The following is a 24,496-nucleotide window of genomic DNA, read 5'->3' on the forward strand; positions in this document are numbered from 1 at the left end:
ATGTGGATTGAAGGGTTCATCGCCTGGAGCCTGCTGCGTGATGGCCATGCCCAGACCGCTCTGATGCTGGTCGGCATCATGGTGGGGGCAGCCGTGGTGGTCTTCATCAGTGCCCTCATCACCGGGCTTCAGGCCAACATCATCGAGCGCACCCTGGGCACGCAGGCCCACATTCGCCTGCTGCCGCCCGAGGAGTTCAATCGCGTACTGCCATTGCAAGAGCCAGCGTCGATCGCCCTGGTGCTGGAGGACCGCAGACCGCAGCGTTTGCGCTCCATCGACAATTGGCAGGCGCTGGTGCCTGTGCTCGATCGCTGGCCGGGGGTGACGGCGGTATCGCCGGTCATCAGCGGTCCGGCGCTGGCGGTGCGCGGCAGCGCCAATCGCTCGGTCTCGATCATCGGGGCCGACGCGGAGCGGCTGCGGGCCATACTGCCCATTGCCGACCACATGGTCGAAGGCGTGTTCCGGCTGCGTCCCGGAGAGATCCTGATCGGCCGGGAGCTGGCCGATGACCTGGGCCTGCAGAGCGGTGACCGGATGCGCCTCGACACCGCCGGGGAGCGCACCGTGGTCATGACCGTTGCGGGTGTCTTCGAGCTGGGGGTCCGCGAAATCGACAATCGACTCATTTACCTCGACCTGGACGAGGCTCGCAGCCTCCTCGACCTGCCCGGGGGCGTGACGGGGCTCGAACTCACCGTAGCGGAAGTGTTCGCTGCCGATCGGCTGGCGCTTCGCCTCGGGGCGCTGACCGGACAGCGCGCGGAGAGCTGGATGGAGACGAATGCGCAGCTGCTCAATGCACTGCGCTCCCAGACCCTCTCCACGACCATGATTCGCAGCTTCGTCAGCCTTTCGGTGGCATTCGGCATCGCCAGCGTGCTGGCGGTCAGCGTGGTGCAGCGAACCCGTGAGATCGGCATTCTGCGGGCAATGGGCCTCGGCCGGGGGCGAATCCTGCGCGTGTTTCTGATCCAGGGTGCGCTGCTGGGGCTGGTCGGCGGGGGATTGGGGGCGCTGTTCGGCTCGCTGCTGGTGCTGGCCTTCGACGTGTTCGGTCCCCGCCTGTTCGTGATCGGCTTCAACCCATGGCTCATTCCGGCGGCCATGGCGCTGGCCGGTATGGCGGGCCTCGCTGCTGCCGCCTGGCCCGCCAGCCGCGCGGCCCGACTCGACCCCGCGGTGGCCATTCGCCATGTCTGAGAGCCATGCTATGGAGAGCCACGTAGTTCAGGGCAACGAGGTGCTGCGGCTGGCCGGCGTGTGCAAGGCCTATGACGTAGGCACCCCGGTGGAGAACGAAGTGCTGCATGCGATCGACCTGCGCCTCGATCGCGGCACCTTTGCCAGCCTCACCGGACCCTCCGGCTCGGGCAAGAGCACGCTGCTCAACCTCATCGGCCTGCTCGACACGCCGACATCGGGGGAGCTGTTCGTACTCGAGCGGCCGACCAGCGCCATGGACGACCAGGAACGCACCGACCTGCGCGGCGGCACGATCGGCCTGGTCTTCCAGTTCCATCACCTGATCCAGGCCTTCAGCGTGCTGGACAACGTGCTGATGCCGCTGATGATCCGGCAAGGTAGACCGACAGCCGCCATTATCGACAGGGCCAGGGAGCTGCTGGCTGCGGTAGGGCTCGCTGCCTTTGCGTCCCGGCGTCCCAACGAACTCTCGGGCGGCCAGCAGCAGCGCGTGGCGATTGCCCGGGCCCTGGTCAGTGAGCCGGTGCTGCTGCTCGCCGACGAACCCACCGGCAACCTCGATACCGCCAGCGCCGATGAAGTGTTCGAGCTGTTTCGTCGCTTCCATGCCGAGCACGATTGTGCGGTGTTGATCGTCAGTCACGATCCGCGAATTTCGGCGCGCTGCGACCGGGTTATCGAACTTGTGGATGGGCGTATCGTGCGTGATGCTCACAATAGATATTGAAACAAGCTCTTCCCGAGCCTGACTGGTAACTAAGTGCTGGTTGGGGTTTCGCTTCGCCTTGCGGATGTGAAATCGATGCCAGGTAAACGTTCATACTGTTCGAGATGAGGATAAACGCACCGTCCTGGGTGTTCCTGTTCTTCACCATGCTGCGCGTCACAGTGTATCTCCATAGTCGATACCGCACCGCCCGTTGGCCCGGCATCGAGATGGGAGCGGAATGAGTTACCCGGCACGACCGCCGGCAGGTTCGAGTATGAACGACCGCGCTCTTGCATCATTCATGTAGGCCACGTTGAGTCGCACCCAGGGGGAGTCGTCATCCTCCGGTAGAAATAGGTGCCCAGGCGAAAGCGTAATCCCCTTTCGCTGTGCATATAGAACGAGCTGGGTTGAGGAGCGAATCGCTGGATGACGCACCCAAACGAACATGCCGCCAGCCGGCTCGATGAAACTCTCCCAGCCTGCCCTTTTCAATAGGGTCAGGGTAGCGGCCATTTGCCCGGAGAGTTTTGTCCTGAGGCGCTCCGTCAGTTTCCTGTAGCTGCCGTTCTGGAGCATGGTCGTGACGACCTGCTCGGCGAAGCGTGACGCAGAAATACTGGTCAGCATCTTGATATCGACGAGGGGTTTCAGCAAAGAGCGCCTTGCGGTGATATAGCCAACTCGCAAAGAGGATGAAAGACTTTTGGAGAAACTGCCCAGATAAATGACCCGATCCAATCCATCCAGTGCTGCGAGACGAATGCTGGGATCGTGCTGGAAATCGGCGTAGATGTCGTCTTCCACAATCTGAAAATCATGGGCCTCGGCCAGCTGCAGGATGCGATGGGCGACCGCGGGTGACAAGACGGAGCCCGTAGGATTCTGGAAGACGCTATTGACGAAAAATAGCCTTGGCTGGTGCTGGGCCAAAAGCGCTTCCATTCGCTCGATATCCGGGCCATCCGCCAGGCGTGGCACACCGATGACCTTGATGCGCTGCAAGCGCAGCAGCCCGAGCAGGTTGTAATAGCCCGGCGATTCGACGAATACCACATCGCCGGGTGCGAGCAGCAAACGCACCACCAGATCCAGCGAATGGCTGCCGCCGCCGGTCATCAGCATCTGATCGGCATCTGCCCCGATGCCCAGAAGCCGCATGCGCTCCTGGATCAAGCCGCGCAGATCCAGCGAGCCCAGTGGCGTACTGTAATCGAAAATTCCGGAGCGGCTTTGGCGTGCCACCTGGCGAATGGCATAGGTCAGGTCATCGCTTTCACGCCAGTGGTTGGGCAACCAGCCGCATCCGAGCTTCAGGTGATTCTCGTCAGCCTGGAAGAGGCTCCACATGTCGTTCGTGACGTCTTCCAGTTGGCTCGACTGCGGCTTCACCTTGGCCAGGGCGGTTGGGGCCGTAGCCGCGACATAGAATCCAGATCCTGGTCGGGAACGTACCAGCCCATGGGCCACCAGCCGTTCGTAGGCATCGATCACGACATTGCGGCTGATTCCATGCTCCGCTGCCAAGTGCCGTATCGAAGGCAAGCGACTACCGCCGCCCCCGCCGTTACTTTCGATCCACTCCTTGAAGCTCTCGACTAGCTGTTCCACGAGGGGCCGGTTCGAATGCTTGTCCAATTCCAACTTAATCATCGGTACGCCCCGCGAAAACCGTACAAGAAAAGCCAGGAACAGTTTATCGATAACTCACGAAACCGTACCTTTCCATGCATGGCGCATAGATGCAATTGTCTTCACGCGGTGGCTCTTTCAAGTCCGCGCTCTTTCCCCTATCCATAACGAGACCCAATCCATGCGCCGTTTCCAGCCCATTCGACTCGCCTTCGCACTCTGCATGATCACGACGGCAGTCAATTTACAGGCGCCCCTTTACGATGCCCTGGCAGCGCGTAGCGGTGCTGGTGTCGGCGCCACGACCGTTGCGTTTGCCTGCTATGTCGTCGGCATTCTGCCGGTGCTGCTGGGTTTCAATGGCTTGGCCGATCGGGTAGGGCGCAAGACGTTGATCATGGCGGCTTTGATGCTGTGCCTGGCTGCCACGAGCTTGACCCTCGCCGTGCCAGGCTTGGTGGCCCTGGGTGTCGCTCGCTTCATGATGGGCATCAGCACCGCAATGACCTCGGCAGTGGCGCCCGCCTACATGCTCGCGCTGTTCGCTGGGAAGGATAGCCGAACTCCAGCCAACTGGGTCACGGCCAGCACGGCGCTGGGGTTCGGGCTCGGTGCGGCCGTTACCAGTGTGTTCGTGCTTCATACACCGAGCCTGACACCACCCAGCCTGTGGCTCTACCTAGGCGCCGCTGCGTTGGCCCTGCTGCTGGTGCTGACACTCAAGGACGATTCCCCACGGCAGGCTGGCGCCGAGATGTTGCGCTTGCCGGACTATCCCCCCGGAGCCTTCGGCTATGCGCTTTCGATTCTGCTGGCATGGGCTACCGTGGGGCTGGTCATTGCGATCCTTCCTTCCACCCTGACCCGGCATGGCCTATCGGGCTGGGCCGGCTTCGCCACCTTCGGCGTCTGCAGCTGTGGTGTGCTCTTCCAGCCATGGGCAAGGAAGCTGGCGCCGCAGATGTCCACGCAAGTGGGGCTAGTCATCTTGCCCTTGGCATATGCACTGATCGCCTGGGGCGCCTTGCAGGGAGACCTGGTGGCCGTACTGCTGGGTACCGTCGCGGCAAGTAGCGCCTGCTACGGTTTCATCTATCTGGGCGGGCTGAGTGGCGTTCTAGACTTGGCGAAGGAGCACCCGTCGCGGGCGAGCGCCGGCTACTTCCTGATGGCATATCTCGGCTTCAGCATTCCCGTTATCACGACAGGAGTCTTGGTCGATGCTTTCGGTCATGCCGCTGCGCTGGGAATCTTTGGTTTGGCACTGCTTGGCGGCGTAGCCGTGACGCTGGGCATACTCCAGCGCGGACGAATTTTTAGCCAAAGGGCGCTCCAACAACGTGAGGCAAGTAAGTAAGTACTGACTGGGGCGCACTTTGCCACGCTGAGAAAATCGGCGGCGGTGAATTCGTGACTTTTCTTGGATAAATTATTCTTCGGCTTGCTTGTGCTGGTGGCAAGCATGAACGAAGCATGCAATATTCATCACTCTTGAACCAATCTGAAGACAATACTCGATAAGGACTGACATGCTTACCTGCTATCTGCGTTATGTTATCGATCCCTACAAGCTGAATGAATTCGAGCATTACGCCAAACTGTGGATACCGCTGGTCGAGAAGTTCGGCGGGCAGCATCAAGGCTACTTTTTGCCCTCGGAGGGGGCCAATAACATCGCCCTCGCGCTCTTCACTTTCCCCAGCATGTCTGCCTACGAGGAGTATCGGGTAGCGTCGTTTGCCGATCCCGATTGCCAGGCCGCCTTCCGCTATGCCGAAGAGACGCGCTGCATCCTCAGCTACGAAAGAAGCTTCTTCCGCCCGGTGTTTGGTTCCTAGCGTCATCCAACCGACAGACACGGAACGTAACCTCAGCATGGTCTACTGTCGAACACCAGATGCTACGGAGAGGAACAAAATGGCAGTCGTTACGACAATCGAGTTCCCCGGCGTTAACCAGACATCCTACGAGACGTTAGGAGCGAGTCTTGCCGTTAATGGAGCTCCCGAGGGTATCCTCCATCATGCCTGCGGTCCCGTTTCCGGCGGGTGGCGCATCGTAGATGTCTGGCGCTCGGCAGAAGACTTCGACAGGTTCGTGGATGAGACGCTGTTACCCGCCGCGCGTGCGCTGGGAATTCCTGAGCCAGTCAGGCGAGAGTGCTTCCCGGCGCATCATGCCGGGCAAGTCGTCTCGTAACGGGCCAGGCAACCTTTTACCGGCTTCGCTGACCTAGGGTGGCATCGATGAAAAACGCCAGGGCTTTCTGGAACAAGAGTGCTGCGCGCTACGCCAAGAGTCCCATTCGTAACGAGAGCGCGTACCAGCACAAGCTCGCCATCACCCAGGAGTACTTTCGCCCGGATTCGGCCGTGCTGGAGTTCGGTTGCGGCACGGGGAGCACGGCGATCATTCATGCGCCTCACGTCAAGCATATCGTCGCCATCGATATCTCCGACCAGATGCTGGAGATCGCCGAGCAGAAGGCCCGTGACGCCGGTATCGAGAACATCGCCTTCCGACAAGGCACCCTGGAGACGGTGGCGCTGGAAGAAGGAAGCTTCGATGCCGTGCTGGGGCTCAACATCCTGCACCTGCTCGAGGACCTGGAGGCGACGTTGGCCAAAGTACACAGCCTGCTCAAGCCCGGCGGCGTGTTCGTCTCCAGCACCGTCCTGATCGGCGATATCAACCTCTTGCTGCGCATGGTGATTCCGCCCATGCAGATGCTGGGGTTCGCTCCCTACGTGAATCGCTTCGGCAAGCAGGCGCTGGTCGACAAGCTGGTCGCTGCAGGATTCACCATCGAGCGGGAGTGGCAGCCGGGAAAGGCAACAGTGTTCATCGTGGCCAGGAAGGGCGAATAGTCACCTCGGCAGCTCAGCTAGCATTGATGACCGCCAAGGAAAGCGTCCCTGGCTCGCTCATCCAGGCTTCACCGTTGTGCCGTGTCGAGCGGAGATGCCTGAGGGCAAGTGTGAACGACTACAGTAAAAGGACACAGTCGTCTTACGCGAGGTGACATGGAGGGATCGCTCCTTCTCTGGACGACACGATTGCTGACGCTGCTTGCGTTGGTGGTGAGCGTGCTGCCGCTGATACCCAGCGGGGAGTGGTGGATACGGCTGTGGGAATACCCTCGGCTGCAGCTGGCCTGTGCGCTGGTGCTCCCCCTGGGGCTGCTGGCAATCCATGCCTGGCGGTATCGGCCGCGGGCGGAGCATGGTTTTTGGCTGGTGGCGCTCCTTGCCATAGGGGGGTGGCAGGTGTCGCACATCCTGCCGTTTACCTCGCTCTGGCCGGCCGAGGTACCCGCCGCCAAGAACGAACCGGATGAGGCCAGGGCGACGTTCAAGTTGCTCACCGCGAATGTCACCTACAACAATGACCGCTACGGCGAGCTGCTCGACAGGGTCTGGCGCGAGAATCCGGATATCCTGCTGCTGATCGAGGTCGATCGCGCCTGGGCCGAGGCGCTGGCACCGCTCGACGAACACTATTCGCATCGCGTCGGGGAGGTGCGCGGCGAAGGGCTGGGCATTGTGCTCTGGTCACGCTTCCCGCTACTCGAGCAGGAGATCAAGCACCTGGTCTCCGATCGCCGGCCATCGGTCTTCGCTACCTTGGAGCTGCCGGAAGCAGGGCCGGTACGCTACGTTGGCATCCATCCCGTTCCGCCGGGGCTGCGCGACCGGATTACCCGCAACGACGAATCGAGCGAGCGTCGCGACAGCCGGGTTCGCGACGCGGAGCTGATGCTTGTCGCCCGACATGTCGAAGAAGACCCCGATAACCGCTGGATCGTCACCGGCGACTTCAACGACGTCGCCTGGTCCGACACCACCCGGCTGTTCTCCAGCCTGAGCGACCTGAAGGATCCACGCCGCGGCCGTGCGCTACTGAACACTTACCCTGCTGAGCTACCGCTATTGCGATACCCGATCGACCACCTGTTCGTTTCCGACGGCTTCCATCTGGTCGATATGGACCGGGTAAGGATGCCCGGCTCCGACCATTTTGCAATCTCCGCCACCTTATCCGTGGCACACAAGGACCGACAGAAGCCGGAGGCTTCCGCCGAAGAGCAGCAAGAAGCCAGCGAGATGATCGAAGAAGGGGATGAGGATGCCGACGAGCATGGCGTCAGCTCGGACTAGCAAGCCCCGGCATGCGGCTTATTTCCGGCGGGCCTAACCTCTGACACCTGAAACCGCAGGCGTAAGAGAAAGCTTACATGGTGTAAGCCTTCGCCCTTGCCGACACGATCAAGGTCAAAATTCGGGTTCGTTACGTGGCATTACACGCGGCAACACGATAGCGTGATAGCAAAGCGGGCTGAAGCGAAGACCCGTACCCAAGATCACGCAGGCGGACGAACCCTTGGATGTTTCGATTCTATTTGAAGCCGTAAGGCCGCTGTGGTGGTTGCTTCCCGTGGCAATCACCCTGAGCGTGCTCAAGTCCCGCTGGTTCAAGGGCCTGTTCGGTGAGGCCTTCGTCAAGCTGATCGCCTGGGTGCGGCTGCCGGCGGATGAGTACCGGGGCGTTCACAACGTCACGCTCCCCACGCCCGACGGCACCACTCAGATCGATCACGTACTGGTTTCCCGCTACGGCATCTTCGTCATCGAAACCAAGCACATGACGGGCTGGATCTTCGGCAGCGAGCAGCAGGCCCAGTGGACCCAGAAGCTCTACCGCAAGACCTTCAAGTTCCAGAACCCGCTGCGCCAGAACTACAAGCACGTAAAGGCGCTGGAAGCCCTGCTCGACGTGCCGTTGGAAGCCATCCACTCCGTAGTGGTCTTCTCGGGCAGCGCCGTCTTCAAGACCAGCATGCCGGACAACGTCACTATCGGTGGCGGCTATGTGCGCTACATCAAGTCGTTCCGCGAGCCTGTGCTGAACGATTTTCAGGTTCAGGAAGCGTTGGAAAGAATCGAAACCGGCCGATTGGCACCTAGCCGCGAGACGCACCGCCAGCACGTTAAGCAGCTCAAAGCCCGTTTCGAATCCAGCTCCGACCGAGCTTGCCCGAAGTGCGGCAGCGCCATGGTGCTACGCACCTCCAAACGCGGCGCGAACGCCGGTAATCAGTTCTGGGGATGCTCCGCCTATCCCAAGTGTCGAGAGGTGCAGGATGTGGCGTAGGGCTGGGTAACTGCATCGCGCGGTTTTTGCTCAAGATTCGACTATGCAAGCCGATGACTCATATAGCAAGCCAAAGTAAATAAATGGCTCAAATCGGATTCCAACGTCATCCGATGAAAGCCTGCCGGTGGCTTGTGACTGCCAGGGAAGGGGGCTGATGAGCGGCATCCCCTGGCGGTAGCGTGCCTGAAATCAGGGACAGCATCACTTCCTCGTGGGATAGCACCACTGGCAACCGGCCTGGACGCTTGGCGTGGGAGAATTCACCGATCTCTCCCAAGGGCTGCTCGAGGACATGGCGATAGAGGAAGACGATAGCATTCAGCGCCTGGTTCTGAGTGGCGGCTGCTACATGGCGTTCTACCGCAAGGTGTTCCAGGAAGGCACGTACCTCGGATCTTCCCATGCAGGCAGGTTGCCGCACGCAATGGAAGCGAATGAAGTAGCGTATCCAGTAGCAGTAGGTTTTCTCGGTGCGTGGACTATAGCGCTTGACCCGCATGGTAGCCTTCACCCGGTCCATCAGCTTTGGCGGTCTGGCCTGCGTATCCATAGGCAGCTCCCTCATAATATGGATATACATACAGTATTATTGGCTCCGGAAAAACATGCAAGCGCGTGAATTCTGTATAGGTGGCCGAGCTATACTTAGGTTTCGTGGAATCAATAGGTTAGGGGAGCGAGAACGTGCGGGATAAGATTGTTGAACGCGCACACGTGTTCATCCAATATCAGGACGCGCAGTCCACTCACTGTTAGGCAACGAGATCGCCATGTCGGAAGAACATCAACCGGTTGAAGTATACCGCGCTGCAGCGGACGCTCTTTACGTTGTCAGCGGAATGGTTCTTTTCGCTTTCGCGCGACATGAATGCGATACGAAAAACATCATCATTAGAAACTTCGTTGCTCGATCCGCTCGAACCCTCAAAAGCGTCTTTTTGCTATGGGACAATCAGGATTATCAAAATGCGTGGGCTATACATCGAGTCCTTGTAGATAGGATGTTTCATCTACATAGCCTCGGAGAAAAAGATGAGTTTGAAGTTTTTGATGGCTGGTCGTTTTATGAGCAGTACAAAGCGCAGAACCGGGTGAAAAGTGATGAGCTATTCAAAGACCAAGCCGTGGGCTGGGTATACAACCTGTCCGAGAAACAAAAGGAGCGAATAAGAGCTCTCGAGAAAAACAAGCCGGTTTGGAAGCGACCAAAAGCTGCAGCAGTAGCAAAAGACATGGGAATGCAGTTTCTGTATAAATACGGCTATGACTACGCCTCCACGCATGTTCATCCTATGGCGAACGACGGCCAGCAAGACTTTTTTACCATAACGGGTCTGGAGCCAGCACAGAAGTTTCCCTCTACTATAACTGTAATATCAAATACGCTACTGACCGCGTCCATGATCCTACAAGACGCCATGAACTACAGCTCATTCAATTGGCGGAGGATCGTGTGGGACTGTATAAGCGAAATAAGGTCGGTTATGGAGGTGGGCGGAGCCCCATACCAAGACTCGCTTTTGAAACTGGCCGAGATGTCTCACGGGCAAGGTCTTTGCGAGCCAAGTGGCGCCTAACAATCGCAGGCAAAGCGACGGCGCATCCGTTGCTCCTTCGTCACAACGGATACGCCGCGCCTGCTGCGGGCGTTATTCATTTAAGGAGTAGAATTTGAATAAGGTAGTTTATATTCCGGCTTATTTTGAGCCCGTTGGAAAAAACAAAACTGTTAAAGTTCCTACTGGAGAAAAAAAGAAAGGTTTCTTTGGTGGAGAAAAATACGTTACCAAAAAAGAAACTCAGTGGGAGCAAACTGGCTGGTCTGACTGCCGAATTGATGGAGAGCGTTTAGCCAATGACTTGGCAGAGGTTGTTGATGGACTAAATAGCGAAGGGTATGAAGTCGTATCTGTAACTCCTGTTACCTCTGGTGCTTATGACTGGAAGTACCAGGTTCAATCTGGCGGTGCAGCCGATAACGGCTACGGTGGCTATGGTTATGGTTATGGATATAGCTTCACCAACAGCCTGATTGTTACAGCCAAAAAAAGTGCATAGCAAAGCCAGCCAGAGGGACTGCCAAACCGCCACTTCGCTCTGGTTTGTCAGCCCCTGCTGGCGGCGTTATAGTTTTTGCTGACCGAACAAACAGATAGGTAAATGTAAATATGTTCATTTTGAAAAAAGTGGTGATTAACAAGTACAAGAGCTACTCAAGCAAACAGGTTGTCGAGTTGGAAGATGACATAACGACTCTTGTCGGTAAAAATGAAAGTGGAAAAACAGCTTTCTTGGAGGCTCTAGCAAAGCTGAATTACTTTACTGACGATGAAGACTTCAAGTTCGATGAAGTGCAAGACTACCCAAGGAATGAACTAAAGAGATATCAAAGAGCTGGAGAAGACGTTGAGCCTATCGTTTGTACTTTTCAATTGGACCAAGAAACCATTGATGAAATCAGTGGCGACCTTGGAGAAGGGGTATTAACTACTGATAGCTTCTCCGTTTCAACCAAATATAAGAATGGACGAACGTGGTATCACATTAATTGTGATGAAAAGAAATATCTTGAAAAACTTCAAAACGAACTGGGGTTCGGCGAGGTAACAAAAACGAAAATTCTTGAGCTGGGTTCTGTAAAAGCTGTTGTTGATGCGGAGCCAGGCGAGAACGAAGAACTAGCCTCTGTCATCACCCATCTAAATAACAATGTTGTCAGTGAGGCATATGACTGGGGGCGAAAACTGTTAGATGCATACGTATATAGGAATTATATAGCTCCTCGTCTGCCGCGATTCTGGTACTTCGATGAATACCACGAGCTTCCGTCAAGGGTCAGTGTTGATGCCATTCGGCAGAATACCATTAAAGGAGATTTAACCAGAAAGCAACTTGATACGGCAAAAGCGCTTTTTGAACTAGCTGTGATCGACGTGGAAGAACTGGCCAACGCTTCTAGCTTCGAATCCTTTATCGCAGAATTAGAAGCCACATCAAATGAAATTACCGACCAAATCTTCGAGTATTGGTCAACGAATAGTAACTTGGAAATAGAATTCAAGATAGAATCTATTCACCGGCACAATCAACAACCCGAAAAGATTCTTGATATTCGTGTAAAGAACAAGCGTCATAGAATAACTTTGCCGCTAAAGAATCGAAGCAAAGGCTTCAACTGGTTCTTTTCATTTATTGTATGGTTCAGCAAAATTCAAGACGAGCAGGATAAAAACTTTGTATTGTTACTAGACGAACCTGGTCTGAATCTTCATGCGTCTGCGCAAGCCGATCTGTTACGATTCATTAGCGATTTGTCTGACAACTATCAGATCGTGTATTCAACTCACTCACCGTTCATGGTTAAATCTGACGCGCTGCATCAGGTGAGAACTGTTTACGACTCAGAAGAAGGCAGCATTATTTCCGACGCTATACAAGAAAAAGATCCTGATACGCTTTTTCCTCTCCAAGCTGCACTTGGTTACGATATTGCACAGAACCTGTTTGTGTCAAAAAATAACCTGCTGGTAGAAGGTCCGTCTGACCTAAATTACCTAACCTACATGTCTAATTTGTTGGAAAACGAAGGACGTGAGGGCTTGCGCAATGATGTTACCATTGTTCCTGTTGGTGGCCTGGACAAAGTAGTTTCGTTTATATCGTTGCTTCGTGGTTCTAAGCTAAATATTTCTTGCCTTCTTGATTCGTTTAATAACGCGAAAGGTGCGCAAAGGCTGGATGGATTAATTCAGTCGAAGATTATAAAAGAAAAGCATGTCCGGTTTTTTGATGAGTTTGCTGGCGATAATTTCGACAAGGCTGACATTGAAGACTTGTTCGAAAAGCATGAATACCTCGAAATCTTTGGGGAAGCTTTCCCTGATCATAAAGGCGTTGAGGTTTCTGACCTAGACGAAAAGAGATCAACAATACTAACTCAGTTGAAAGCATTGCTTGGTGGAAAAGGATTCAATCACTACAAGCCGTCCCAACATCTGCTGAGCATGGGGCGTAGCGCTGATTCCTTTTCGAAAGAAACGCTAAACCGTTTCGAGTCCATGTTCAAGGAAATTAACAAGCTTTATTGATGCTGTATACATAATCAAAGCTATAACAAATCGCTGCACCGGACAAGCCGGTGAGCGTGGCGTTAGGCCTAAGGAAGACTAACATGATTAAGTTACATTTATGTATATAAATCGAAGCTCAATCTGACAATATTCAAAAGAAGTTTTGATTTGATCTTACACAAGATCATAAAAGCAGTCCGACAAAACGAAAACTTTGTTGGGCGGCAGTGAGGTTAAAACAATCTATCCATACATCTAAATATTGATATATAAAGTCTCGTAAATCATGCTTTCAATAAAAGACATAAGATATTAAGACACCTGATGCTTCATTAACTCATTGAGATAGTAGAAGGCATACAATTCACAATATCTGAGACGGTTTGACGAAGGTTTGGGGATAAGTTACGGATACTGGACAACACTTTCCCCTTCAATAAGTACAGGAGTTATCATGGGCGATTGTTTTAAGAAAAAGGTTCGGAATGGAGAAGTTAAATCGCCGGTTCAAAGAGGGTTTAAATTAAACAATTGGCAAAAAGCATGGGACGAAACGGTAGATTTCTCCGACAGATGTGAGCAACTTTTCAACGCAGGTAAAGTCTTTCACTCCATTCTCGATGAATTAAGAGTCGCATTGACCGAGTTATATGCAAAAAGCCCGAAGGTGAAAAATGAAAAGCTATTGATGGCATACATTGCCATGTCAAACAGAGATCGGGAGATATTAAGTAAATCAAACAAAGCAAGACCGGTAGATGGCAAAAATATATTCAGTAGAACTATTTCAAACAACGCCGTAAATAATGAGATTACATTGCAGGAAGTTGCTGACGGTTGTGTTGATGGCTTGCAAAAAGCCATTTTTTACTGTGTCAATCGAATAAAGAAACAAGAAAACTTTAGTTCGCCATATGGCGAGATGGAAATTGTTGATTTCATAACGGCAGAAGCCAATATATCTCAGATTTATCATATGTGTGAGAATTACTGGCAGGCGATTCTTTGGGGGGATTATTCATTCAACATAACCGATGAAGACAACAAGTTATATAACGTCCAACAGTTACAAACAGCTTTTGAAATCAGCTATGAAGCCAGCCAAATGAGTCGATCTCGCTTGTCCGCTCAATCCGCGTTGATTACCTCAAGAAATAATATTTCACGCTTCTTCGACGATGACTCGTATCTTTGTATAAAGAAAAGCGGACGAAAAAAGCAGCTAAAAAAAGCATCAATCAAAGACGCTGATGACATGATTCGCTATTTCAACTCGAACTTCAGAGCACAAGAACTATTTTTAATCTATGAATTTCCAGAAGAATTTTTAAAGTCTGTAAAATCTGGTTTCTGTATAAAAGAAACACTCAATGTTTTTCGACTTCTTGTGCTTCTTTCACATACATATTCTGAGAAGTATCCAGAGAATGATGGCTTCCAGAATATCAACAAGCTGAACGAATTTTGTCCGAAATTTAAGAAAATCGAATTCATCAAGGGTGTTTCAAGTGCAACAGGTTACACCTGCAAGAAAACTAAGCAAATTTTAGAGTTTTTAGAGTTTGACGGAACGGTGAGCCGTGACTTGTGGTGTCACCCAGTTATTTCAATCGATGATAAATATGCCATTTTAACAAGTTCATTAGTAACACCGTCAATTGTTCGCGTTGTCGAGCATTGGCTTGTTGAACTCGAAATAGAAATGCAAGACAAAGGTTTACAATTCGAACAGACTATTATTGATGAAGTTAATGCGAGCGTAGCCCAAAACCAGTTTGTTGATGATTACAACGAATGTGCATCAAAACGATTCAAGCTTAAAAATGGTGAGGAGGAAATTGACCTTTTATTTCGTATCGGAAACTTAATTGTTCTGGGTGAAGCGAAATCAATTGTCACCACTGATTCACCAATATCACAATACCGAACGATAGAAACATTAAGGAAAGCATCCGATCAAGCAAAGAGAAAATCTCAATTCGTATTGGATAATACAGAAGAAATTTTTGAGCGACTTGGCTGGGAATATACTGCTCAAGAAGAATACAAGGTTACCTGTTGTATTTTGAACAGCAGTAGAATCTTTGCTGGCTTGACCATTGATGACGTTCCTGTCTGCGATAAAGGCATATTGACCAGATACTTTTCTGACAATCTATTTCCTATTATCAGCAGATTAAACGATGATAACACAGGAGAAATACATTTCGCTTGGTATGAGCTTTACAGTAATTCTAATGAACTTGTAATGAACTTGGAAAAGTACCTTCGATCTCCTCCGCAGATTACAGAGATTAGTGATGATTTTGAGTATAAGTCAATTTCTATTCCATGCCGTGACGAGGACTCGTATAAACTTCAATACACAAGGCTAGTTCCAAAGGATACACCAATCATGGAAAGAATTAACAAGCGAAGCGTATTTCCAATACATACGGTAGATGACATTGAAAAACATATCGACGAAATGGATATTCTTATGTAAATGGTGCAAAAAAGGTAATATTCAAGGGTTGAAATTTGCAGGATAACTAAATTAGAAAATAAAAATCTATTGTGCTAAGTCCACCCCTTTTCTACCACCAATCAAACATAAAGTCTAAGGCATTTAATAATTCCCGAATTATCCCGTCAGGAGCCGTTTAAACAATGCCATGCTAATGGCAGCTTTGGGGAAGTCTGTCCTATCAGATCAATCTCTCATCCAATGTCTGTAAGATGAAGTTTGAATTCACCCAATTTATGGGTGGCGATAAATCTGAGTGTTTTATTACTCATTTCTATCTGCCCGTCTTTAGCAAATTCTCCGATATTGTTGGTTTTCTGCGCATCAATTTTTCTATTAAAGACAAAGTAGAAATTCTTAAAGAGTACAAGTTTCCTTTAGGCTTGGCACAAATATCTTTAACCTTAGTAGTCGTGGCGTTCGTGTTATATGGTGCTTTCAGGTCATAATCAGAACTCAGACCAAGGTCTAACCGATAGCGCCACAAAAAACTTTTGCTTTTGGTTTGAGTTCATTATTTATTGTCAGCTACTTACTAAATTTGGTTCGTTCAAAAAAATAAACAAAGGCCTAACAAGTTGCTGCATTTCGTTCCGGCCTGCTGCCTCCACCGGACACGCTGCGCGTGCCGATGAGCAAGGCGTTAGGCATTACAGGAAAGGTCAATGGGATACAAAATATCTAGCTTAAATTCACTTCCTTTGGTTCCTGGTATTGACCTTTATGTATTCATATTGGGGAGAAGCGTGTGGGCCGGGGGTTGGAGAAAAGAATTAGAGCATAATTTTAATAAGCTGGCTAATGAGCTAGGCCCTTCGGCCGCAATTGTAGCAGGCCATGATGGAGTTGATCTGATTCATGAATTAGTAAAAGTGGCCGAAAGTAATGAAAACTTGTCGTCCGCCTTAAATTTAGAGCAACAGAAAGGAACCTCCTTGCTGTTGCTAGGAGCTCATTAGAATGTTTTTACAACTGAGGATTTGGCTCTGGTAGTTCATGAAGATAATATTGAAAGGTTGTTTGAAAGTATGGAGCCATTCCTGAATGAGCTATGTGACTTTGCCATAGATAGAAATGAAAAATTCCTGTCGAAATTCGAAGAGAAAAACAACTAACTGAGGAGGTTCTCGCCGTGGTCGATCTTAGGCCGAATCTTTTCGGTATCGGTATTAACATAAACGGTGCGATTGAGAAGTTCCGCAGTTGGAGACAGAAAAATGCCTAACAAGGCGCTCGTTCGGACGCAAACTACACTGCACGTAGTTTGCGCCGCTCAGCTTGTTCGTTAAGTGCAATAAGTCCTGGTAGAGGAAAATGATGCTCGTATTTTTTTTGTGGAAAAATGGGTGCTGGTAATTCGACCAAAGCTGCCCAGGTTGCAAAAGATAGGGGGGCTTAATTGCTGAAGATGATTGGCTTGAGTCACTCTATACTGGTGAGGTTAAGAGCCTGAAAGAGTACGTAAAATACTCAAAACGTATTAAGCCTATTGTCAAAAAAATTGCGCAAGGTATTATAGTTTCTGGCGGTACAGTCGTAATTTATTTCCCTGCAAACACTACAACTCAGCGGGCGTGGTTTAAAAGTATTTATTCTGAGGTCGGCGCGAAGCATGAGTTAATATATCTGGATCAGTCGGATGATGTTTGCCTAGCTCGTATAGCGCAGAGAAGGTTGGAAAATCCAGAAAGGCAGCGTACAGATACCGAAGAAATGTTTTATCAAGTTACAAAATACTTTGAGGAGCCGTCTGAAAGTGAAGGATTCAACATCGTTCTGAGCGGTGGCCCCGCTTAACAGGGGCGTTCAGTTTCTGGGCTGAGCCACGTCTGGTGTGGATGGGGCTGAAACTCTTATCTTTTCGGAGGTCAATGTGGTCTTGGAATCGACGATCAAGTGTCCAAACTGTGGCCACCAGAAAACGGAAACCATGCCTACGGACTCATGCCAGTATTTTTACGAGTGTGAGTCTTGCCATGCTTTACTGAAGCCTAAGCATGGAGACTGCTGTGTCTTTTGTTCATACGGCACAGTTCCGTGCCCACCGATTCAACAAGGGGCAGGGTGTTGTGCTCCTGGCCCATGACAAGTCGCAGCAGTACGCGGCCTAAATCGACCACGGCTCAGCTTCAACATTAGACACCACCACCCCCTGTCGATTTCAGCCAGCTCCGTTCGACGTTAGATTGCCACCCATAGCAATCACCCACAGAAGGGAGCCGATCATGAAGCACATGGCGAAGAACACGATCTGCCTTTGGTACGATGGCGCCGCTGAGGAAGCCGCAAAATTCTATGCCGAGACCTTTCCCGATTCCTCGCTCGATGCGGTGCACCGCGCGCCTGGGGACTACCCAGCAGGGGAGGAGGGAAGCGTTCTGACGGTCGAGTTCACCGTACTGGGCGTGGCGTGCCTGGGGCTGAACGGCGGGCCTATGTTCAAGCACAGCGAGGCGTTCTCGTTCCAGGTGGCGACCGAGGACCAGGAGGAGACGGATCGCTACTGGAACGCCATCGTCGGCAATGGCGGCGAGGAGAGCCAATGCGGCTGGTGCAGGGACAAGTGGGGCATCTCGTGGCAGATTACGCCGATCGCGCTGACGAAAGCCTTTACCAGCCCCGACCGCGCTGCCGCCAAGCGGGCGTTCGAAGCCATGATGACGATGCGGAAAATCGACATCGCCACGATCGAGGCCGCCTTTCGCGGTTGAGATGAGAAGGGGTTTACCCCGCCGCCGACGCTATCCAGCGTCGGCGGGTGATCAGCCATTGTTCCTCGGTGGTGTCCAAGCCGGTGCTTCGTCCACGGTTCGCCGTGCGTCCTCCTGCATGGCGTGCCCCAACGACTCCTCGAGCTTCATGAACAGCTCCCCGTAGCGCGGGCTGAAGTGAATGCCTTCTTCGATATTGCGCCAGGCGTCGAACAGTTGGTCTTCGTGGGCTTTTTCACTGGCAATGAAGGAGTCGGTCATCCGGCGGGCGCGTTGAGGGTGGACGCCCATGGCGGTGAGGGCCTCGCCACCGAGTTCCAGGGCGGAGTAATAGGTCTCGCTCACCACGTCGTCGGCGCCGGCTTCACGCAACTCGTAACCATGGCCGCGGTCGAAGGCGCGGGCCAGTATCCAGACCTCGGGGTAAAGCTGTTTGACGTGGCGCACCAGGCTCACGGCCCGCTCGCGGTCGTCGATGGCGACGACCAGCAGGCGCGCCTCGGCAATGCCGGCGGTTTCCAGCAGTTCGACGCGGGTGGCGTCGCCGAAGTAGCTTTTCAGTTGGATCCGGCGCAGGTTTTCGATCTGATCCAGGGCATGGTCCAGGGCGACGCTGGGAATGTTGTTGGCGCGTAGCAAGCGACAGACGATCTGACCGAAGCGGCCGACCCCTGCCACGATCACTGGGGCCTGCTCTTCTATCTCATCCGGCTTCGCTTCTTCATTGGATGCCTTCTGATAGCGCGGCAGCACCATCCGGTCATAAACAATGAACAACAGCGGCGTCAGGAACATGGACAGGGCCACCACCAGTGAAAGCACCTGGGCGGTGTCCGCCGGAATCACGCGGTTCTGGGTGCTGTAGGTCAGCAGGACAAACCCGAACTCCCCGGCCTGGGCCAGCCCGAGCGTGAACAGCCAGCCTTCGCTGTCGCGGATGCCGAATGCGAAGGCCAGGCCAACCAGAATCAGCGCCTTGCCCACTATAACCGCCAGGGCGAGAAGAAGGACCGTATCCCAGGCATCCGCCAGCACCCCGAAGTTGATCCCCGCGCCCACGGTAATGAAAAACAGTCCCAGCAACAGCCCCTTGAACGGTTCGATATTGGCTTCCAGCTCGTGCCGGAATTCGCTGTTGGCGAGGACCACACCGGCCAGGAAAGCGCCGAGCGCCGGCGACAGGTTCACCAGGCTCATGAGCGCCGCGATGCCGATAACCAGCATCAGGGAGGTGGCGGTGAACACTTCCCGCATGCCGGACTGCACCACGTAGCGGAACAGCGGCCGGCTCAGGTAATAGCCGCAGACAATCACCAGCACGATCGCGCCAACAACCACCAGTCCATGCGCCCAGCCCGGCAGGTTCTCAACCAGGCTGAGGCTGCTGTGTCCATGCTCTGTGCCGGTGCCGGAAATTCCCGGCACGGCCAGCAGCGGGATGATGGCCAGCATGGGAATCACCGCAATGTCCTGGAAAAGCAGCACTGAGAAGGCGCTTCGGCCGCCTTCGGTCTTGACCAGACCCTTTTCGTTCAATGTCTGCAGGACGATCGCCGTTGAGGAGAGGGAGAAGAGAAACCCCACCGCCACGGCTGTTTGCCAGGGTAGGCCCAGGGACCAGGCAAAACAGGTGGCGGCGGCTGCGGTCAGTGTGACCTGCAGGCCGCCGAGACCGAGCAGGCGGACCCGCATGGCCCAGAGGGTTTTGGGGTCAAGCTCCATGCCCACCAGGAACAGCATCATAACCACGCCGAACTCGGCAAAATGCTGAACGGTGGCGGTCTCCTGGCCCACCAGTCCAGTCACTGGCCCTATGACTACACCGGCCACCAGGTAACCGAGTACCGACCCCAGCCCGAACCGCTTGGCCAGTGGCACCGCGATTACCGCCGCCACCAGGTAGATAAACGCCTGAACAAAGTAGTCTGTCATCGGTGTAGTCAATCATGTCCGTGGGCCGAAAGTCAGATATTCGGTCCGTCACCGACATGAGTCAAAGCCGCCGACGCTTTTCCCAGCGTCGGCGGCTTTTTCTTTTTCTATGGCGGAAATCTCAGGCCTCGATCCACACCTCGTCGCCCTTGAAGCTCACCTTCCAGGTGCGCAGCCGCACGCTGTCGTCTTCCAGGCACTGGCCGTCTTCCAGGCGGAAGTGCTGCTTGTAGATCGGCGAGGCGACGACGGGTTGGCCCTTGAGGTCGCCGACGATGCCGCGGGCGATCACGTTGGCGTTGGAGAAAGGGTCATGGTGGTCGATGGCGTAGAGTTCTTGTGCTTGGCCCGGAATGTAGAAGATCGCCACCTGGGCGGGGCCTTCCGGCGTTTCCACCCAGGCGGCGACGCCGGAGTAGGGCACCAGGTCGGCGCGGGTGCATAGGATCTGCCAGGTCTGGGTCATGGTCTTCGCCGCAATTGCTGAGCTCATTCAGGGTGTCTCCATTTTCTTATCTGTCACTGGCGAGCGAGATGAAGCGGCGGCGCGCTGGGCGCCGCCATTCCATTCACGCAGGCCGCAGCTGGCCGCGCTCGGTGGTGTAGATGATGTCCGGATCCGGGCGCGCGTCGTTGACGAAGCTGCGGAAGCGCTTGAGCTTCTCCGGATCGCTGATGGCGTTGGCCCATTCGCATTCGTAGGTGTCGACCACGGCCTGCATCTGCCGCTCCAGCTCTTCGCCGATGCCGAGGCTGTCCTCGAGAATGACGTTCTTGAGGTAGTCCAGGCCGCCTTCCAGGTTCTCGCGCCATACCGAGGTGCGCTGCAGGCGGTCGGCGGTGCGGATGTAGAACATCAGGAAGCGGTCGATGTAGCGGAACAGCTCCTCGTCGCTGAGGTCGGTGGCGAACAGTTCGGCGTGGCGCGGGCGCATGCCGCCGTTGCCGCATACGTACAGGTTCCAGCCGTTCTCGGTGGCGATGACGCCGACGTCCTTGCTCTGGGCTTCGGCGCACTCGCGGGTGCAGCCGGAAACGGCGAACTTGAGCTTGTGCGGCGCGCGCAGCCCTTTGTAGCGGTGCTCCAACTGGATCGCCATGCCTACGCTGTCCTGCACGCCATAGCGGCACCAGGTGCTACCGACGCAGGACTTCACGGTACGGGTCGACTTGCCGTAGGCGTGGCCGGTCTCGAAGCCGGCCTCGATCAGTTCGCCCCAGATCGCCGGCAGGTCCTCCAGGCGGGCGCCGAACAGGTCGATGCGCTGGCCGCCGGTCACCTTGGTGTAGAGTTCGTACTTCTGCGCCACCTGGCCCAGCACCACCAGCTTGTCGGGGGTGATCTCGCCGCCCGGCACGCGGGGAACGACGGAGTAGGTGCCGTTCTTCTGCATGTTGGCCATGAAGGTGTCGTTGGTGTCCTGCAGCGGGATGTGGGCTGCATCGGTGATCGGCTCGTTGAAGCAGGAGGCGAGTATCGAGGCCACCGCCGGCTTGCAGATATCGCAGCCGAGTTTGTGGGTCTCGGGGTTGCCGTGCTTCTCCATCAGCTCGCTGAAGGTCTTGATGCCCTCCACCCGCACGATGTCGTAGAGCTCCTGGCGGGTATGGGCGAAGTGCTCGCAGATCGACTTGTCGACCTCCACGCCGCGGCTCTCGAGTTCGTGATCGACCAGGTTCTTGAGCAGGGCGGCACAGCCGCCGCAGCCGGTGCTGGCACGGGTCTCGCCCTTCACTGCGCCGAGATCCACGGCGCCGGCGTCGATCGAGGCGCACACGTCGCCCTTGGTGACGTTGTGGCACGAGCAGATGGTGGCGGTTTCCGGCAGCGCGTCCGGCCCCAGCGCGGGGGCGGCTTCGCCACCGGCCGGCAGGATCAGCGCGGCCGGGTCCTCGGGCAGCTCGATGCGGTTGGCGTAGTACTGCAGCAGGGTGTCGTAGTAGCTGTTGTCCCCCACCAGCATGGCGCCCACCACGCGCTTGCCGTCGCTGGAGACCACCAGCTTGCGGTACTGCTGCTTGATGGGGTCGAGGAAGCGGTACTGCCGTGCGCCGGGGGTGCGGTCGCCGTGGGCATCGCCGATGGAGCCCACGTCGACGCCCATCAGCTTGAGCTTGGTGCTCATGTCGGCGCCGCGGAAGGTCTCGCTGCCTTCGAGGAGCGTAGACGCCGCGACCTTGGCCATCTGGTAGCCGGGGGCGACCAGGCCGAAGATGCTGTTGTTCCACAACGCCACTTCACCGACGGCGAGTATCGCCGGGTCGCTGGTCAGGCAGTTGTCGTCGATCACCACGCCGCCGCGCTCGCCGATCTCCAGGCCGCTGTCGCGGGCCAGCTCGTCGCGGGGGCGAATGCCGGCGGAGAATACGATCAGGTCGGTCTCCAGTACCTTCTCGTCCTGGAACACCATGCGGTGGCGGCTGGCCTCGCCGTCGACGATCTCCTGGGTGGCGCGGCCGGTGAGCACCTGCACGCCGAGCGCCTCGATCTTCTCGCGCAGCAGTTCGCCGCCCTCGCTGTCGACCTGCATCGGCATCAGGCGCGGAGCGAATTCCACCACCGCAGTGTCGAGATCGAGCCCGCGCAGGGCGTTGGCCGCTTCCAGGCCGAGCAGGCCGCCGCCCACCACCACGCCGGTGGTGGCGGTTTCGGCAGCGGCCCGGATGGCGTCGAGGTCTTCCAGGGTGCGGTAGACCAGGCAGCCCTCGCGGTCGTTGCCGGGAATCGGCGGCACGAAGGGGAAGGAGCCGGTGGCCAGCACCAGGCGGTCGTAGGCGTAGCGGCCCTTCGGCGTGACGACTTCGCCCGCCTCGCGGTCGATGGCGGTCACCGCTTCGTGCAGGCGCAGTTCGATGCCGTGCTCGGCATAGTAATCGGCGGTGGAGAGCGCCAGCGAGGCGGCGTCGCGGCCGCTGAAGTACTCGGAGAGGTGCACGCGGTCGTAGGCCAGGTGGCGCTCCTCGCCGAACACGGTAATGGCGTAGCGCTCGGTGGCGCCCTGTTCGACCAGTTGCTCGACCAGGTGGTGGCCGACCATGCCGTTGCCGATGACGATCAGTTGCGGTTTCACGGGCGTGTTCATGCGGCCTCCTTTGCGGGGCGTTGCGGTGATTCGTTCAGGGCGTCGTCGAGCAGAACCTGGGCGTCGGCGGCACCGAGCAGCAGCGCGGTGCGGCAGGCGGTGAGGTCGACCCCGGCCAGGGCCTGCTCGAAGTACCAGGGGCCGGAGGCGGTGTCGCCGTAGAGCACGGCGCCCTCCAGGCGGCCGCCTCTCAGCAGCAGGCGGCGGTAGTCGCCCTGCTGGGGATCGCGGTAGCTGAGCACCTCATGGTCGGGCTCGGGCTCGGTGGGCCCGAAGGCGTAGAGCGCCACACCGCTGACCTTGAGCTTGGTGGCGGTGGGCGCTTCGACGTACCCGGTGCTGGGCTTGCCACAGAGGCAATCGGCCAGCACTTCGACCTGGCGCCAGATCGGCTCGACCAGGCCGTAGAGGTTGCCGCGGTGCTCGCAGCATTCGCCGAGGGCGTGGATCGCCGGGTCGGAAGTGGTCAGCCACTCGTCGACGATCACGCCACGCTGAGTGTCGAGCTCGGCGGCGCGGGCCAGCGCGGTGTTGGGCACGATGCCGATGGCCACCACCACGCAGTCGGCGGCGAGCCGGGTGCCGTCGGCGAGCCGGGCGGCGCACACGCGGCCGTCGCTGCCGGCTTCCAGGCTTTCGAGCTGGGCGTCGGTGTGAATGTCGAGCCCACGGCCGCGCAGCTCGCTTTCCAGCAGGCGGGCGGCGGTGAGGTCGAGCTGACGGTTCATCAAGCGGTCGTCGCGCTGCAGCAGGCTGACCTGCATGCCGCGCTTGCCCTGTCCACGTTTACGTAAGCCTTCCGCCGCCTCCAGGCCGAGCAGGCCGCCGCCGATCACCACGGCGCTGCCGCCTTGCGCGGCGGCACGAGCCAGGGCGTCGGCGTCGTGCAGGTCGCGGAACACGTGAACGCCGGGAAGTTCGAGCCCCGGCACCGGCGGGCGAGCCGGGTTCGAACCGGTGGCCAGCACCAGGCGGTCGTAGTCGAGCGTGCGGCCGGCGTCGGTGGTAAGCGTGCGGGCGTCGCGGTCGATGGCCTCGACCCGCTCGCCGAGGATGAGCTCGATGTCCTGCTCGGCGTACCACTCGGCGCTGCGCAGGGTCAGGGCCTCGCGCTGCATCTCGCCGGCCAGCAGCGGGGAGAGCAGGATGCGGTTGTAGGCCGGCGCGGTTTCGGCGCCGATCACGGTGATCCTGGCGGGGCGCTCGGGCCGGGCGAGGAGCGCCTCGACCAGCCGATGGCCGGCCATGCCGTTGCCGACGATGACCAGGTGCTCGACGGTGGATGTCTCGGGATGTCGCCGTGGCATGCGAACACCTCCTCTCGCTGCGCTTGTCGAAATGACGGGCCTATAACGCAACGACGCCTCGGCGCTTCCCCTGTCGATTCGATGAGCGAACCGGGGAGCACAGAGACGTCGTTGTCGCTTTCCTTGTGGGCGATCGCCTTTGATCGCCGCTATGTCCTGCAAGTATCAAGATTCCGGCCAGGA

The 24,496-nt window shown here is 55.8% G+C and carries 21 protein-coding genes; 15 read left to right on the forward strand and 6 right to left on the reverse strand.

What is annotated here, in order from left to right; genetic code table 11:
- Both HNO53_RS06075 and HNO53_RS06080 read left to right on the forward strand, forming a co-directional pair.
- The gene (locus tag HNO53_RS06075; RefSeq protein ID WP_209477001.1) at positions 1 to 1,206 is read left to right on the forward strand and encodes an ABC transporter permease; all 1,206 of its coding nucleotides are present in this window, start codon (positions 1 to 3) and stop codon (positions 1,204 to 1,206) included.
- A 10-nt stretch (positions 1,207 to 1,216) separates the two neighbouring features.
- Positions 1,217 to 1,936, forward strand: coding sequence for an ABC transporter ATP-binding protein (locus tag HNO53_RS06080; protein WP_209477003.1), 720 nt, complete (start codon positions 1,217 to 1,219; stop codon positions 1,934 to 1,936).
- Between the two features lie 225 nt (positions 1,937 to 2,161).
- Here HNO53_RS06080 and HNO53_RS06085 read toward each other — a convergent pair whose 3' ends face one another.
- Positions 2,162 to 3,568: an aminotransferase-like domain-containing protein gene (locus HNO53_RS06085; RefSeq protein WP_209478537.1), complete on the reverse strand. Its 1,407-nt coding sequence runs from the start codon at positions 3,566 to 3,568 to the stop codon at positions 2,162 to 2,164.
- A gap of 163 nt (positions 3,569 to 3,731) precedes the next feature.
- Here HNO53_RS06085 and HNO53_RS06090 point away from each other — a divergent pair, with 163 nt between their 5' ends.
- From HNO53_RS06090 to HNO53_RS06110, 5 genes are all read left to right on the forward strand, one after another.
- The gene (locus HNO53_RS06090) at positions 3,732 to 4,907 is read left to right on the forward strand and encodes an MFS transporter (protein WP_209477005.1); all 1,176 of its coding nucleotides are present in this window, start codon (positions 3,732 to 3,734) and stop codon (positions 4,905 to 4,907) included.
- A 172-nt stretch (positions 4,908 to 5,079) separates the two neighbouring features.
- Positions 5,080 to 5,388 (forward strand): NIPSNAP family protein, encoded by a 309-nt coding sequence (locus HNO53_RS06095; protein ID WP_209477006.1) that lies wholly within the window; start codon positions 5,080 to 5,082, stop codon positions 5,386 to 5,388.
- Between the two features lie 408 nt (positions 5,389 to 5,796).
- Positions 5,797 to 6,417 carry a class I SAM-dependent methyltransferase gene (locus HNO53_RS06100; protein WP_209477008.1) on the forward strand — a complete coding sequence of 207 codons (621 nt, stop codon included), beginning with the start codon at positions 5,797 to 5,799 and terminating at the stop codon, positions 6,415 to 6,417.
- Between the two features lie 156 nt (positions 6,418 to 6,573).
- Entirely contained in the window at positions 6,574 to 7,707 is a 1,134-nt protein-coding gene (locus HNO53_RS06105; RefSeq protein WP_209477010.1) for an endonuclease/exonuclease/phosphatase family protein, read from the forward strand.
- Between the two features lie 277 nt (positions 7,708 to 7,984).
- Entirely contained in the window at positions 7,985 to 8,701 is a 717-nt protein-coding gene (locus HNO53_RS06110) for a nuclease-related domain-containing protein (RefSeq protein ID WP_242597554.1), read from the forward strand.
- Positions 8,702 to 8,807: 106 nt separating this feature from the next.
- Here the strand turns inward: HNO53_RS06110 and HNO53_RS06115 are convergent, their stop codons facing one another.
- On the reverse strand, positions 8,808 to 9,254 hold the full coding sequence (locus tag HNO53_RS06115) for a site-specific integrase (protein ID WP_209477014.1): 447 nt from the start codon (positions 9,252 to 9,254) through the stop codon (positions 8,808 to 8,810).
- Positions 9,255 to 9,474: 220 nt separating this feature from the next.
- Here HNO53_RS06115 and HNO53_RS06120 point away from each other — a divergent pair, with 220 nt between their 5' ends.
- The 8 genes from HNO53_RS06120 (at position 9,475) to HNO53_RS06150 (ending at position 17,991) form a co-directional block, all read left to right on the forward strand.
- Positions 9,475 to 10,281 carry a DUF5677 domain-containing protein gene (locus tag HNO53_RS06120; protein WP_209477016.1) on the forward strand — a complete coding sequence of 269 codons (807 nt, stop codon included), beginning with the start codon at positions 9,475 to 9,477 and terminating at the stop codon, positions 10,279 to 10,281.
- A gap of 94 nt (positions 10,282 to 10,375) precedes the next feature.
- Positions 10,376 to 10,762 (forward strand): hypothetical protein, encoded by a 387-nt coding sequence (locus HNO53_RS06125; RefSeq protein ID WP_209477018.1) that lies wholly within the window; start codon positions 10,376 to 10,378, stop codon positions 10,760 to 10,762.
- 110 nt (positions 10,763 to 10,872) lie between these two features.
- Positions 10,873 to 12,792 carry an AAA family ATPase gene (locus tag HNO53_RS06130; RefSeq protein WP_209477020.1) on the forward strand — a complete coding sequence of 640 codons (1,920 nt, stop codon included), beginning with the start codon at positions 10,873 to 10,875 and terminating at the stop codon, positions 12,790 to 12,792.
- Positions 12,793 to 13,228: 436 nt separating this feature from the next.
- Positions 13,229 to 15,259, forward strand: a complete 2,031-nt coding sequence (locus HNO53_RS06135) for a PTS sugar transporter subunit IIB (RefSeq protein ID WP_209477021.1) — start codon at positions 13,229 to 13,231, stop codon at positions 15,257 to 15,259.
- A 686-nt stretch (positions 15,260 to 15,945) separates the two neighbouring features.
- The gene (locus HNO53_RS06140; protein WP_209477023.1) at positions 15,946 to 16,239 is read left to right on the forward strand and encodes a hypothetical protein; all 294 of its coding nucleotides are present in this window, start codon (positions 15,946 to 15,948) and stop codon (positions 16,237 to 16,239) included.
- A gap of 490 nt (positions 16,240 to 16,729) precedes the next feature.
- A complete protein-coding gene (locus tag HNO53_RS06145; RefSeq protein WP_242597620.1) occupies positions 16,730 to 17,077 on the forward strand; it encodes a P-loop nucleotide/nucleoside kinase family protein in 348 nt (115 codons plus the stop codon).
- A 76-nt stretch (positions 17,078 to 17,153) separates the two neighbouring features.
- Entirely contained in the window at positions 17,154 to 17,366 is a 213-nt protein-coding gene (locus HNO53_RS21575) for a GDCCVxC domain-containing (seleno)protein (RefSeq protein ID WP_275951360.1), read from the forward strand.
- A 139-nt stretch (positions 17,367 to 17,505) separates the two neighbouring features.
- The gene (locus HNO53_RS06150) at positions 17,506 to 17,991 is read left to right on the forward strand and encodes a VOC family protein (RefSeq protein ID WP_209477025.1); all 486 of its coding nucleotides are present in this window, start codon (positions 17,506 to 17,508) and stop codon (positions 17,989 to 17,991) included.
- Positions 17,992 to 18,042: 51 nt separating this feature from the next.
- Here HNO53_RS06150 and HNO53_RS06155 read toward each other — a convergent pair whose 3' ends face one another.
- The 4 genes from HNO53_RS06155 to HNO53_RS06170 form a co-directional block, all read right to left on the reverse strand.
- Positions 18,043 to 19,923, reverse strand: a complete 1,881-nt coding sequence (locus HNO53_RS06155; protein ID WP_209477027.1) for a monovalent cation:proton antiporter-2 (CPA2) family protein — start codon at positions 19,921 to 19,923, stop codon at positions 18,043 to 18,045.
- Positions 19,924 to 20,044: 121 nt separating this feature from the next.
- Positions 20,045 to 20,416 (reverse strand): nitrite reductase small subunit NirD, encoded by a 372-nt coding sequence (gene nirD, locus HNO53_RS06160; RefSeq protein WP_209477029.1) that lies wholly within the window; start codon positions 20,414 to 20,416, stop codon positions 20,045 to 20,047.
- A 76-nt stretch (positions 20,417 to 20,492) separates the two neighbouring features.
- Entirely contained in the window at positions 20,493 to 23,006 is a 2,514-nt protein-coding gene (gene nirB, locus HNO53_RS06165; protein WP_209477031.1) for a nitrite reductase large subunit NirB, read from the reverse strand.
- Complete coding sequence (locus tag HNO53_RS06170; protein WP_209477032.1) at positions 23,003 to 24,313, reverse strand: NAD(P)/FAD-dependent oxidoreductase; 1,311 nt, start codon at positions 24,311 to 24,313, stop codon at positions 23,003 to 23,005. Before HNO53_RS06170 ends, nirB begins: the two co-directional genes overlap by 4 nt.
- Positions 24,314 to 24,496: the final 183 nt, after the last annotated feature.

It is taken from the genome of Billgrantia antri, assembly GCF_017868935.1.
Lineage (GTDB): Bacteria > Pseudomonadota > Gammaproteobacteria > Pseudomonadales > Halomonadaceae > Halomonas > Halomonas antri.